The organism is Marivirga salinae, from assembly GCF_030503855.1.
Lineage (GTDB): Bacteria > Bacteroidota > Bacteroidia > Cytophagales > Cyclobacteriaceae > Marivirga > Marivirga salinarum.
In genome coordinates, this window is record NZ_CP129971.1 from 481792 (window position 1) to 495849 (window position 14058).

Genomic DNA, 14058 nt, shown 5'->3' on the forward strand with positions numbered 1-14058 from the left:
TTATCATGGAAACCTCAAAAATGAAAATGTTAATAGTAAGCTCCTACCCACCTCGGCAGTGTGGAATAGCTACTTTTTCAGAAGATATTATCAATTCAATAGCAACAGTTTTTGGCAATAGTCTTCCAATTGAAGTCTGCGCCTTAGAATCTAACCACAATCATTTTAATTATCCAAATGAAGTGAGTTATGTATTGCAAACATCCGAATTAGACGAATATCGCATTCTTGCAGATAAAATAAATGCTCGTTCAGATATCGGATTAGTTTGCATACAACACGAATTCGGATTGTTTGGTGGTGAATATGGAGATTATTTACTTTCCTTTTTGTTGGCATTGAGTAAGCCTATCATAACAGTTTTTCATACGGTTTTGCCCTTTCCCGATGAAAAAAGACTTAAAAATGTGCGAGCTATTGGTGATTTATCCAATCGAATAATTGTACTCACCAACAGGTCAAAAGAATTATTGATAGATCGTTATGGCTACCCAAACTCTAAAATAGGAGTGATTCCTCATGGCACTCATATTGTATTGTGGGAGGAAAAGAAAATAAATAAATATCAATTTGGGTATAAAGACAATATCATATTATCCAATTTTGGTCTACTAAGTGAAAATAAAGGTATAGAAACTGTTTTATACGCCTTGCCGGATATCATTGAAAAATATCCTGAAGTAATCTTTTTGGTCATTGGGAAAACGCATCCTGAGGTAGTCAAAAGAGAGGGAGAAAAATACCGTAATAAGCTCAAAAATATCATCAAGGAATCTAATTTGGAAAAGCATGTAGTTTTTATAGATGAATATTTAGCCTTGGATCAATTGTTAAAATATATTTCTCTTTCGGACATCTATTTATTTTCTTCAAAAGACCCACATCAGGCAGTCAGTGGAACTTTTGCCTATGCAATGAGTGGAGGGTGTCCTATAATCTCAACCCCTATTCCGCATGCTGTGGAATCTATTAAAGATTCTGGAATATTGTTGGAGAAATTTGATGATCCAAATGAATTTAGGGATGCAATATTGCACCTTATAGAAAACAAAGAGCAAAGAATTGAAATGGGAAAAAGAGGTTATATTGCTACACATGCCTCTACTTGGGAAAACGTAGCCATTCAATATGCTTTGATTTTTGGAGAGCTAACCAATAAAATGGAAGAATTGCGATTCAACTTTCCTCCAATCAAGTTAGATCATATAATCAATATGACCACCAAAGTTGGTATGCTTCAATTTTCAAGACTAAGCGAACCTGATGTGGAGTTTGGCTATACTTTGGATGATAATGCAAGAGCATTAGTATATATAGTTAAATACCACTCTTTTAACAGAGATTCTACTTCCCTAAAATTAGCCTATACCTATTTGGCATTTATTGAAAATATGCAAAGCGGAAATGCAGATTTTAAAAATTATATAGATTATAATGGAAATTTTACATCACAAAATGAAGAATCAAATCTTGAAGATGCATATGGACGTGTATTTTGGAGTTTAGGCTATGTTTTAAGCAAAAGGGAAATACTTCCTTTAGATTTTGTTCTAAGAGCGGAAATTCTTTGGAAGAAATCCATCAGTTGGATTGGTGAGATAAATTCCCCAAGAGCAATTGCCTATATCCTAAAAGGACTATACAAATACCATAAGGTTCATCCTGAGACGCATATAAAAGAACTTACTTTAGAGTTATCCGACAAACTATTGAATTATTACAATCTAAGTGCTAAAGCAAATTGGCACTGGTATGAGGACTACGTTTCTTATGCCAATAATATACTACCAGAGGCCATGATGTATGGCTTTTTGGTAACCGGCAATAAAGAGTACAAAAAAATAGCAGAGGTAACATTTGATTTTCTTTTGTCGCATTATTTTATGAAAGGACAGATCAAAGTAGTTTCCAAGAAGGGATGGTTCAAAAAGAAAAACGAAAGAGAATTCTACGGGGAGCAACCAATTGAAGTCGTTTCCACCATAGTGACACTTGATCTTTTCTATAAAGTAACCGGAAACCAAAAATATAAAAATCAATTTAAGGTAGCCTTCAGTTGGTTTTTGGGGAATAATCACCTTAATCAGATTATGTACAACACAAAAAATGGTGCCTCATATGATGGACTTGAAGATAATGAAGTCAATATAAATCAAGGGGCAGAATCTGCTTTATGTTTCTTCAATGCACAAATGATTATGGAAAAATATTTAAACAAACAATCGGCTCACAAAACAAAAGACACCTCTAACAAGCGGCTATTTGAGAGTGAACTGCAATTAAATAATTACTTGCTATCACAAAATCACAAACAAACAAAAGAATGGAAACAGGATGTAGAGGCAAAGTAATTAGGATGAATTCAAGGGTTCATGAAGTCTGATTTTCAATAAATAAAGGTAGTGAGTTTTTTAAGCCATGTTTGGTTTGATAGCAAATGTAAAACATTAGAAAACATGAAAACAATTAATAAAATATTACTCCTCACTGACTTTTCAGATGTTGCCAATAATGCCGTTGATTATGCATTACAAATAGCTAAAAAAGTAAAAGCAGAAATTGAAATTTTACACCTTATCTCTACTCCTGTAGATTGGGTTAAACTTACATTAGATAAAGAGAAGATGTTTCCTGAAACAAAGGCTGAAATTGGAATTGCAAATTCTAAATTGACAGAATTATTAAAGAAGTTCACAGATCAAGGAATAAAAGCAACAAAAACAATAGTCTATAATGAGGGGACTCAGAATATTTCACAATTTATAAAGGAAGATAAATATGAATTGATTGTAATGGGATCTCATGGCTACAAAGGAATTAAAGATTTTGTAGTGGGATCAAATGTCACTAATGTTATTAGAAATACAAAAATCCCGATTTTAGTTGTGAAAAAACCACTAAAACGAGATTCATTTAAACGAATAGTCATGTCCTCAACCTTTGAAGAAAAGCATAAGCCTTACTTTCAACATATGATAGGGTATGCAACCGATTTAGATGCAAAAATGGATTTACTATATATCAATACGCCATATCATTTTAAGGAAACAAAAGAAATAGATGAAATGCTTCTTTTATTTGATAAAGATTGCCCGGACAATATGTGCAATAAGCATCATGTAGATGCATTTAATGAGGAAAGAGGCATTCAGTTTTTTATGGATAAATCCGATGCAGATCTTTTTGCAATTGCCCCTGAAAGGAAGTCAAATTTTTCACACTTTTTTTCATTAAGTTTAACAGAGGCTATTATCCATCATCTTCAAATACCTGTATTGATTTTTCACGTATAAACTAGAATACTTGAGTAAGAACTATTAGTGTTAGAAAATAAGAATCAATAAAACAACAATAGTGATACATGAAGGCTGGTTGTAAATATTAAAAATGAAGAATCTAATAATTGATATATGGAATTCATTGATTACTATAAAGTTTTAGGACTACCCAAAACAGCATCTAATAAAGAAATTAAAGCGGCTTATCGTAAGCTTGCCAGAAAACACCATCCCGATTTAAATCCTAATAATAAGGAAGCAGAAAAGAAATTTAAAGCAATAAATGAAGCTAATGAGGTTTTAAGTGATCCGGAAAAACGTAAAAAATATGACGAGTTCGGCAAAGATTGGAAACATGCAGATGAATTCAAAAAAGCCCGCCAGCAGCAAAATCAAGAAGCTCAATTTGGTAGGGAAACTTATTCGGATTTTGGTGGATTTTCAGGAGATTTTTCCGATTTTTTTGAATCTATGTTTGGTGGTGGTGGAGGAAGAAGAACCAGACAAACAAAATTTAGAGGACAGGATTTTAAAGCTGAACTACAATTAAAATTAACAGATGTTTATAAATCACAAAAACAAACACTAACCATTAATGGAAAGAATATTCGTTTAACAATTCCTGCAGGCATTGAAAACGGTCAAACAATAAAAATAAATGGTTACGGTTCCCCAGGAGTAAATGGCGGTCCTAATGGAGATTTATACATTACCTTTTCAATAAAGAATGATACCAAATTTAAAAGGGAAGGAAGCAGTTTATATACAACTGCTGAATTAGACCTCTATACCGCATTACTGGGTGGTGAAGCTTTGATTAATACATTTGATGGAAAAGTCAAACTGAAAGTCGCCCCAGGAACTCAGTCAGGCACAAAGGTAAAACTGAAAGGAAAAGGTTTTCCAGTTTATAAAAAGGAAAAAGAATTCGGGGATTTGTTTGTTACTTATCAAGTGAAATTACCTACAAATCTATCAGAAAAGGAAAAAGAACTACTCAAACAATTAAAAAAAATAAGGGAAAATGGACTCAGATAATTTAATACTGGTTGAAAAATGTTGCTCAATTTTAGATGTTGAGGTTTCTTTCATTAACTCCTTAAATGAAAATGGCTTAATTGAATTGATTGTGGTGGAAGATGAAAAATACATTTCTAATGAACAGTTAAAAAGACTTGAGCGCGCAATACAATTTTACTATGGGCTTAATATTAATATTGAAGGCATTGATGTAATTTACCATTTACTCAATCAAATCAATGATTTACAAGAGGAATTAAGGATAGCAAAAAATAAGCTCAATTTATTGGAATTGGATTAATCGTGAATGTATGTGGAGAATTAACCATATACTTATAATTAACCTTTTAAGCATCTTTGTACTTTTTTTCAGCTAAAAAAACAACACTTTTTAGAATGTAAGCCTTATACCCGAAGTCCAATAGAAACCATTCTTAAGTTCTTCTTCATAAGTACCTTGGTCTGTAACAATAGTCGAGGGATTTTTAGGAAACGTCCATGTTGTGGCAGCATATAAACGGATTTTACCCATTTTATAACTTATCTGCACATCGGCTTCATAATCTAATATTTGAAATTTTTCTGATTCTAAAATTTGGGAATTTTGGATCGGTTGTGAAGCACCACCCATCCCTTTACCCTTTCCAGCACCTGTTTGCTCATTTCTCATGGTATAATACTCATTATAATATTGTTGCGAACCAGCATTGAGATAAACTGCAGGAGTTATTCGTAATTTATTTCTTATAGCATAAAATGTCCTAGTAATTTCTGCACCAAAAAACACATCTGTGCCTTCGCTAAAGCCTAAACTAACATCTGCAAAAATCATAAAGGCAGAAAAGTCATAACCTCCATGTACATTTATAAAAGTGCTCATTTCAGCTTGGACAACATAACTCAAGTCATTGAAAAAGTACTGAGAAATGGAAATACCTGCAGCGAATTGACTTCCATAATAATCATACCCCCCAGAAAAAGTGGTCAAATCTACCCTACCCTCTCCCGGAGTGGTCAAATATGAAAGAGCTGATCGGATAGAAAAACCCGACTTGTGATAATATCCTAACGATGGTGATAAATAGGGTGCCTTTGCTGAATCAGATCTGCCCATGAAATAATAATCACTATTATATAGAATCCCTATCCTTAATTCCGATTTATCAGATGTTGAATCTTGAATATGAGATTTTTTAGATTGGGCGTGTATCTCATGCATACAAAGAAATACGTTCATTAAGGTGATCAACAAAATACTATTCAATAGTTTCATGACAACAAAAAAAAGTTATTTTTTAATTATTAGCGCTTAGCTAATTTGAAAAACTGTAGCACGAGCTACCCTATTAATGTAGTCGTGTTACAGTTTTTGTTAATGGGACTCAGTTATTCATTTTTCCTTTTCGAGTTCCCATTTTACCTTTCATATTTTCCTTATCTGACCTATCCATATTCCGTTTCATCATTTTGTCTCTGAAGCGATCTTGCGATTCATAACGTTTGCCTTCCATGTCCAGACATTCCCCATCTTTTAATTGAAGTCGTTTTCGATCCCTTAATTCTACATTACCGTCAGGATTTACAATTGTCCCATTTTTAAGAGTGAGTTGCTCTCGAAGTTGCATTTTTTGATTGTTCGAAACACGGTACATTTGACCATTTTGAAACATTAGGTGTTCTTGAGCCATTGCTTTTTCCCTGTTTTGCATATGCTGACGAAACTGTCTTTGAGAAGCATAACGGTTACCTTCCATATCCAAACATTCGCCATTTTTTAGTCTCATTTGCTTTTGATTTTGCAATTGAAAACTGCCATCAGGATTTACGATACCTCCATTTTTCAGCCTAAGCTGTTCTTGCAATTGAATCTGTTCCTGATCTTTAATTTGGTACATTTTGCCATCTTTCATCATAAGATGTTCCTGAAGTCGGGTTTGGTCCCGATCCTGAGCAAGTAGTGAAACAGCAAACAACATCATGATTGCTGCTAATTGAATTATCCTTTTCATAACTGTTCTTATTATAATTAATCATTTATTACTCTTTCTTTCATAATCCACTTTTATAGACAACTACTTTATTATTTTCTATTTTCAGTGATTTAGCTTTATAAAAGTGGTTTGATTTCTCACCAACAAATGACGCAAAAAACAGGATCAATAAATATGATGTAATTCTTAACCTTCAATGTATTTTATCATTGAATACTACTCTAAAGTAAATTGATTTTCAATTGATTTATCTGGATCTACTATTCAATAGTATGCGCCTATTCAAGCTTGTTTGGATAGGCTGAAAATTGATTTAAAGGAAGAATAAAATATAATTAGCCCCCTGACCGTGATCTTTGAGCTGGTATTACTTGAGCGGCTTCTTCGGACAGGTGTAGAGGTTCTAGTTCTTGGCATAGTTGGTTGCATTCTCAAATTTGACCTTTCCCAAGTACGTTGATGGAAGTCTCTTGCACGGTTTATTTCATAACTGCGTGTGGGTCTAGTGGATCTACTAATATTTCTATCGTAAAATGAGTTTCTGCTTGAAATGGTATTTCTGCTTCCACCGTTAAGATTAGGATATTTTCGGCTGCTATTTCTGAGAAATACATCCCGACCGACAGTTGTAGCAGGTCTTTTTTCTAACCTTCTTTGATAATCTTGTTCGAAACGTCCATATTCTTTAAATCTTTCAACTCGCCTATTATCATCAGTTATCAATTCCCTGACCACCCGGCTTGAACTTCTATTCTCCCATTCTCGAACTGCAGTTCTAAAACCTGTTCTATCAATTCTTGGAACACGTGTATAATGACGAATTACATAATCACTAAAATGTGGGTATAAATGATGATGGTAAGGATATGCAAAATACCAATTCATAAAGAAATAGGAAGGCATTCCCACAATAATGATTGTATTTTCGGTCCCATAGTAATAACCCCAGTGGTACCAATAAGGATACCAATACCAGTAATTGGTAGGATACCACATAGGATACCCAAACCAATAAGGATAATGATGATAAATATCTACTCTTTCTTCCGATTTTTGAGGAGCATCATCTAATTCTTCTGAAGATTGGTTTACACCTAAATACAAAGGATCATATTCAATATCGGCATTCTCATCCACAAATTCATTTGATAATTTTTCAAATTCACGTAATGCTTCCGGATTATCAGCTAAGCCTGCTTCCCATTCAGCTACTTCTTCGGCATATCTTTTGGAGGCTTCTGTTTGAATTGAATCTGCTATTTTATTCACTAAAGCAGCATCTTTAGTATAAAATTCACCAACTAGTAAAGTCAGCCCAAGATTATCCACTAATAAGTGAATAATTTCCGGATTCTTCAGCAAGATTTTGAAAGCTTCTTGGCTTTTCTCAGGATATTCACTTAGGATATTGTCAATATTATTTTGTGCTTCCGAAGAAAGTATATTTATTTTCTTTAAAATGTTGAAATGTATAGTCCCTAATTCTATTGCAGTAGCATGAATAGCTTTGGGATAGTCTGATAAAATAGCTGAAATTTCACTTTCCTTTTTAGGGCCTCCTTCAACAATTTTTTCAATGAGTCCATTATATTTTGTCAGTTCCCAGAATTTTTTCTGCTCTTCTTCCGCCAAAAATTCTATTGTTGAATTGAAAGAATCCCCAATTGTATTTTGAAGTGCATTTAGTTTAACAAGAACTGCAGGCTCTCGAGTGCTCTCTAATATTGCTCCCCTTATTGGTTCAGGATAAAGTGAAAGAGCCTCAGCCGCTTCTTGACTTTCATAAAGTATCTTCATTGACTGACTATCCAAATCTTGTGCGACAAGCAAGCTAGTACTAAAAAAATAGGCTAGAAATATTATTATCAGCGTTTTCATAATATTAATTTTTAAATTCATTTTAGCAGTTTAGAAATTCTAATTCACTGATTTTTCATATCTGCCACTCTTTTTTGTTATCTTAATTCTAAAAACAATAGCCTTTTTCTCTTTTTCTACTATTACAGGAGCCATTGGCTGACCTTGAGGATTAAGGGTTTCGCTAGTAATCACAGGAGCCATTTTTTCCATAATAATATCTGTAGCCGTTTGGATTTCAACTTCATCTGAAATCTCTTCATATGTTCCCCATAGAATTACACTACGCCAATTCACCATATTCTCAATTATATCCACTTGAAAACATACTTCGTTGTTTTCACGCATTATTTCAATCTTAAGACCTTCTTTTGAGCGGGCAAAAATATAGGGGTCCTCAAAGGCATATCCAATTGGCACGATATAGGGTTTGCCTTTTGCTTGACATCCTATTCTTCCCATGAACTGGCTTTCTAGCACGTCATTTATTTGTTTATCTGTTAATTCACCAAGCATAACCTAAAGCCTTTAAAGAACAAAAGCGGGAAGTTATTTTTCCCGCTTAAGAACCAATGACAGTTTATTACCTTTTACAATTTTTATTCTGTCATGATTTGCATAACTAGCGGCTATTTCCCCAATATCAGATTATTTCTGTTGTTCGACATAACAGTTTTGTAGCCTTTTAGAGCATTATTTTCTATATGCCTATACGGGATTAAGACTTTCGTTATGTTAAATCAAAGCTAGGTATAAAACACTATACAAATCGATGACAAAATCATGATGTGCTTAAGATTTTTATCATTAATTATGAGTTAAAACAACTTGAAATACTGCTTTTTCTCTTAAAATCCTTTCATACATGAAATTTGATCTACGAAATGAAATTAGATGATTTAGTGTTATGAAAACGAAAGAAAATATACTGGGATAGAAGTGATAAAAATCTTTATGCTTGGGAATAAGAGTCATAATATTATTTTAAATTATTTGCCAAATTTGATTAGAGATGAACTTTAATAGCTATGATTATAATAGTAATGGGTTTGCCAGGGTCAGGAAAAAGTTTCTTTTCCCAACATTTAGCTAAAGCTTTAAATGCTGAATATTTAAGTAGTGACCGAGTTAGAAACACACTTAAAATGGGGGGCAAATATAGCTTGACTGACAAGTTATATGTTTATGAGTGGTTGGCTAATCTTGCTGAAGGAGCAATAGATAGAAAAGTAAAAGTAGTGGTAGATGCTACCTTCTATTTGCAGCAAACCAGAGAATTTTTTTTGGAAATTGCTAAAAGACGAAATGTAGAAATGAAATGTATTTTGATTCAGGCTTCTGAAGCCTTGATTAAAAAACGTCTGGAAGGGCACCGAAAAGAAAGTGAAGCTGATTATAAGGTGTACAAAAAAATCAAAAAAGAGTATGAGAATATCGATATTCCCTGTCTCCGACTTACTTCTAAATCTGATAATATCGATTTAATGTTGCAACAAGCTCTAGATTTTATTGATTCTAAAAAAAATGAAACCGTCTGATATACGACAATTGGCATCAAAAGGAAGCTTTGGTAAAAAACCGATTAAAGCTTCCATAATCGAAACTCATATTTCATGGGTGCTATTGAATGAGGACTTTGCTTTTAAAATCAAGAAACCCGTTAAACTTACTTTTCTCAATTTTTCTACTCTGAATTTAAGAAGACATTATTGTATGCGTGAATTATTTTTAAACCAATCCTACTCAAATATATACTTGGATGTTTTACCTATCCGCAAAGAAGATAATAATTGGACTATAGGGGATGGAAATGGTGATATCATTGACTATACAGTAAGAATGAAACGACTTCAGAATGAAAAGAAAATGGATGTTATGCTTAATGATGATAAGCTTAACAAAAAACATATCGAACAACTGTCAAAAACAATTTCAAGTATACATCAGGAGGCTGAAATCGTAAAAACAGATTTTAATTTGACTAATCTTAAGGAATTATTCAACGGTTTTGTTGATATAAAGCCTTTAGTATTGAAGTATTTCTATGTAAGGGATGCTAATCTAATTGATAGATCCATTGCATGGAGTAATAAGTTTTTGGAATCCCATGAAGTAAGAATGAAACAAAGAAGAAAGGAAGGCTTCATAAGATTACTCCATGGGGATCTCCATTGTGGGAATATATTCATTTCCAATCCTCCTGTTATTTTTGACTGCATAGAATTTGATGATAACTTAAGACAGATTGATTTATTAAGTGAAATTGGATTTCTATGTATGGATATAGAAGCACATGATGAGCCTAATTTGAGTGATTATTTTGTAGAAAAATACAACAAACTATTTAATGTTATTCAGACTAAAGAGGATTATGAAATACTACATTATTATAAATGCTTTAGAGCAACCATAAGGGCAAAAGTTTCAATTTTAAGTGCAGTCCAACAACAAAATTCCTCCAAACTTAAGGAAGCGCTTTCCAAAGCCAAAACCTACCTTAGACTACTAAAAACCTACCTTCCTTCAAAAGTTTACATTAATTGATAATAGAATCATTTGGCTGGTTTCCTCACAAATCCTTGGAGCCGCATTGAAAAAACACCTGCTGACAAATATCATTGAAACTACCAACCACTGTCATTTCAGCCCCCCCCTTAAATGTCCAATTTGCATATACTTAACGATTTAAACCCTGGGAATCATGAATGCAGTAAAACACCCTAAAAAATGGGAATTTGAGACCGATGTACTAATAGTGGGTACAGGAGGTGCTGGTCTAACGGCTGCAATAGTTGCCCATGACCACGGTGCAAATACGATGATAATCGAAAAATCTGATAAGGTTGGAGGAACGACTGCAGTATCTGGAGGTATAATTTGGGTGCCTATCAACCATCATATGAAAAAAGCAGGCTTAAAAGACAGCCGAGCAGAAGCGATGACCTATATCAAAAAACTGGCGGAGGACAGAGTTGATGATAGTATTATTAAAAGTTTGATCAATAACGGACCAAAAATGGTCAAATATATAGAAAATAAAACTCCTTTAAAGTTTGCTTTAATAAAAGACTACCCAGATTATCATCCTGATTGGGAAGGCGGTAAACCAAATGGAGGAAGATCTTTAGAGTCTGGTTTATTTGATACGAATGAACTTGGTAAGTGGAAGGGTAGATTGAGAAAAAGCCCAATTTTTGGATTTACCCCTATTACTTTTGAAGAAGCCATGAAATGGAAAGTGTTTAGCAATCCTAAGGATATGGATATGGATGTAGTTTCTGAGCGTTTGCAAAAAGGGATAGTAGGTTATGGGGAGGCATTGATTGGAAACCTTTTATCAGCTTGCTTAAAACGTGGAGTAGAACCATTGCTAGATACCTCAGCAAAACAATTAATTATGGATGACGAAAACAGGGTAATTGGATTGCGAGCAGATCATCATGGTGAAAACACCTACATCAAGGTGAATCGTGGAATTATTATGGCTTCCGGTGGCTATGAATGGAATGAGGCTATGGTAAAACAATTTTTGCCTGGTTCTCCAATGGGAATATCCACTTGTCCTCCTCATAATGAAGGAGAAGCAATCAGTATGGCTATGGAAGTAGGCGCCAATTTGGCCAATATGAGCGAAGCTTGGTGGTTCCCAGGATTGCAAGTTCCTGATGAAGAATATGATGGAAAGCCTTTAATGCGCTTATGCTTAGCTGAACGCTCTTTACCTCATACAATCATTGTTAACAAATATGGTAAGCGGTTTGTAAATGAAGCACACAATTACAATGATGTTGGCAAAACATTCAATGTATTTGATCCAGTAAAAGGAGAATATCCTAATGTGCCTGCTTGGTTGATTTTGGACAGTAAATTCTTTGAGAAATATGTATTTGTAACCTCAATGCCGGGAGATACTCCACCAAATTGGGTGAAAAGAGGCAATACATTAAAAGAATTAGCTGAAACAATAGGTGTTGATTCTGATGGACTTAAACAAACTATAATTCAATTTGATCAATATGCAATAAAAGGGGTAGATCTTGATTTCCATAGAGGTGGAAATACCTATGATAGATTTCAAGGTGATCCAGACCATCAACCTAATCCCAACTTAGGAAAAATTGAAAAGGGTCCTTACTACGCTATTCAAATACATAAGAGTAATCTTGGCACCAAAGGCGGCCCTAAAATTGACGTCAATGGCAGAGTTTTAAATGTTCATGATGAAGTAATTCAAGGATTATATGCAGTAGGAAATGCAGCTATGGGAGTTACTGGTCCTGGGTGTGGCGGTGCTGGCGGAACAATTGGTCCTGCTATGACCTTTGCTTATTTGGCAGCAATGGATGCTGCTATGCAGAAATCAGATTTGAAACCACAAAAAGAAGAAAGCTATGCCCGAATTAGTTCATGAAAAACAAATGAGGGCTCGAGTGCAAGAAGTTTGGGACTTTGTGAAAGACCAAAACAACTGGGCGCCTTTTCTTATGGGATATCAAAATCATCAGATACTTAATGACAAAGAATCCATCTGGAAACTAAAGTCATCAATAGCAGGAGTTACTTATTCATTTAAAATGGAAGTACTCATTACAGAATGGGAAGAAGGCAAAAAAATGGGCTTTGAACTGAGAGGTCTTACTCACCCTGTAAAAGGAAGCGGCACTGTCACTTTAAAAGAGGCCGGAAGTAGACTTACTGATGTGTCTTTCCACTTACATTTACAAGGAAGAGGAATAACTACCCCAGTAATGAATTTGGTAGTAGGACCTTTGCTCAAACCTATGGCCGAGCAACTTCTTGATAAAATAAATGAAGTAATGGAGCAAACTTCGGTAAGGGCTTAAATTATTCAAATAATCGCCTTCTTCAATTTCTGCATTTCCCGAATAATAATTCCATGATGATGGATTTCAATTACCCCCTCCTCTTTGAAATCAGCCAATGTTCTATTAAGCGATTCAGTAGCCGTTCCAACTAAATCAGCTATATCTTTACGAGAGATCGTGATCAGGAAATTCTCATTTTCTGAATTTTGAAACTGCTCATGCAATTGAAGTAAAGCAATGGCAGTGCGTTGTCTGATAGAAAAATAAGCTAATTCTAACATTCGATTTTCCGTATCAAATAATCTATTTGACAATATTTTTATAAAATCAACTGCAATTTCCTTATTATTAAAAAGGGCACTTAAGAATTCCTGTTTAGGAATTGAGAGTATTTCCGCTTCCTCAATCACTACAGCACTTTCTGTATATGTCTTATTTTTAAGTAAGGATATATATCCTAAAAAACTTCCTGGTTCTAAAAATCCAGTTACCAATTCTTTCCCATCTCTTGTGGATTTATAAGTTTTAACCAATCCTTTTTTGAGGTAATAAAGTTCATGGGGTTGTCTATCTTCCAAAAAAATCATTTCCTTTTTTTTATACGTCTTACTTGCTTGATTTTCCAATAATTTATTCAACTCCTTTAATTGACGTCTTTCATCTGTGATGTCATTTATACCTAAGCTGCCCTGCTGAAAGGATGTTTTCAATAAATAATTTTTTTGCAAACGCTTTTCAATAACATTAAGCAAATCAAGTCCTTCAAAAGGTTTAGTAATATAGTCATCGGCACCGAGGTTCATTCCAATCCTAAAATCAGCCTTTTCTGCTTTTGCGGTTAAAAAAATGAAAGGGATATCCGATGTTTTTTTATCCTTACTCAAGATATGCAATACACCATAGCCGTCTAATTCAGGCATGATTATGTCACACAAAATGAGATCAGGAATGTTTTGCTGAGCCAAAACCACTCCCTCTCTTCCATTCGATGCGGTTAAGATTTCATAGCTGGCAAGTGTCAAAATATCAGAAATGTTTTCTCTCATTTCGATATTGTCTTCTATTACAAGGATTTTCTGGCTCATC

Annotated in this window: 13 protein-coding genes; 8 read left to right on the plus strand and 5 right to left on the minus strand. The window is 34.1% G+C overall.

Annotated features, from left to right (window positions below; translation table 11 throughout):
* The first annotated feature begins 5 nt into the window (after window positions 1-5).
* The 4 genes from QYS49_RS02090 (at window position 6) to QYS49_RS02105 (ending at window position 4599) form a co-directional block, all read left to right on the plus strand.
* Entirely contained in the window at window positions 6-2351 is a 2346-nt protein-coding gene (locus tag QYS49_RS02090; protein WP_308349974.1) for a glycosyltransferase family 4 protein, read from the plus strand.
* A 105-nt stretch (window positions 2352-2456) separates the two neighbouring features.
* Window positions 2457-3293: a universal stress protein gene (locus tag QYS49_RS02095; RefSeq protein ID WP_308349975.1), complete on the plus strand. Its 837-nt coding sequence runs from the start codon at window positions 2457-2459 to the stop codon at window positions 3291-3293.
* Window positions 3294-3410: 117 nt separating this feature from the next.
* The gene (locus QYS49_RS02100; RefSeq protein ID WP_308349976.1) at window positions 3411-4316 is read left to right on the plus strand and encodes a DnaJ C-terminal domain-containing protein; all 906 of its coding nucleotides are present in this window, start codon (window positions 3411-3413) and stop codon (window positions 4314-4316) included.
* Window positions 4303-4599: a chaperone modulator CbpM gene (locus QYS49_RS02105; protein WP_308349977.1), complete on the plus strand. Its 297-nt coding sequence runs from the start codon at window positions 4303-4305 to the stop codon at window positions 4597-4599. The genes QYS49_RS02100 and QYS49_RS02105 overlap by 14 nt, the downstream gene beginning before the upstream one ends.
* A gap of 90 nt (window positions 4600-4689) precedes the next feature.
* Here QYS49_RS02105 and QYS49_RS02110 read toward each other — a convergent pair whose 3' ends face one another.
* The 4 genes from QYS49_RS02110 to QYS49_RS02125 form a co-directional block, all read right to left on the minus strand.
* Window positions 4690-5517, minus strand: coding sequence for a hypothetical protein (locus QYS49_RS02110; RefSeq protein WP_308349978.1), 828 nt, complete (start codon window positions 5515-5517; stop codon window positions 4690-4692).
* Between the two features lie 163 nt (window positions 5518-5680).
* Window positions 5681-6307 (minus strand): DUF6799 domain-containing protein, encoded by a 627-nt coding sequence (locus QYS49_RS02115; RefSeq protein WP_308349979.1) that lies wholly within the window; start codon window positions 6305-6307, stop codon window positions 5681-5683.
* A gap of 264 nt (window positions 6308-6571) precedes the next feature.
* On the minus strand, window positions 6572-8167 hold the full coding sequence (locus QYS49_RS02120) for a hypothetical protein (protein WP_308349980.1): 1596 nt from the start codon (window positions 8165-8167) through the stop codon (window positions 6572-6574).
* A gap of 39 nt (window positions 8168-8206) precedes the next feature.
* On the minus strand, window positions 8207-8662 hold the full coding sequence (locus tag QYS49_RS02125) for a pyridoxamine 5'-phosphate oxidase family protein (protein ID WP_308349981.1): 456 nt from the start codon (window positions 8660-8662) through the stop codon (window positions 8207-8209).
* Between the two features lie 512 nt (window positions 8663-9174).
* Between QYS49_RS02125 and QYS49_RS02130 the strand changes: the two genes are divergently transcribed.
* The 4 genes from QYS49_RS02130 to QYS49_RS02145 all read left to right on the plus strand — a co-directional run bounded on the left by QYS49_RS02130 (window position 9175) and on the right by QYS49_RS02145 (window position 12990).
* A complete protein-coding gene (locus QYS49_RS02130) occupies window positions 9175-9684 on the plus strand; it encodes a P-loop nucleotide/nucleoside kinase family protein (RefSeq protein ID WP_308349982.1) in 510 nt (169 codons plus the stop codon).
* Window positions 9671-10690 (plus strand): phosphotransferase, encoded by a 1020-nt coding sequence (locus QYS49_RS02135; protein WP_308349983.1) that lies wholly within the window; start codon window positions 9671-9673, stop codon window positions 10688-10690. Before QYS49_RS02130 ends, QYS49_RS02135 begins: the two co-directional genes overlap by 14 nt.
* 157 nt (window positions 10691-10847) lie before the next feature.
* Entirely contained in the window at window positions 10848-12557 is a 1710-nt protein-coding gene (locus QYS49_RS02140; RefSeq protein ID WP_308349984.1) for an FAD-dependent oxidoreductase, read from the plus strand.
* Window positions 12538-12990 carry an SRPBCC family protein gene (locus QYS49_RS02145; protein ID WP_308349986.1) on the plus strand — a complete coding sequence of 151 codons (453 nt, stop codon included), beginning with the start codon at window positions 12538-12540 and terminating at the stop codon, window positions 12988-12990. Before QYS49_RS02140 ends, QYS49_RS02145 begins: the two co-directional genes overlap by 20 nt.
* A 5-nt stretch (window positions 12991-12995) precedes the next feature.
* Here QYS49_RS02145 and QYS49_RS02150 read toward each other — a convergent pair whose 3' ends face one another.
* Window positions 12996-14057, minus strand: coding sequence for a response regulator (locus QYS49_RS02150; protein ID WP_308349988.1), 1062 nt, complete (start codon window positions 14055-14057; stop codon window positions 12996-12998).
* Window position 14058: the final 1 nt, after the last annotated feature.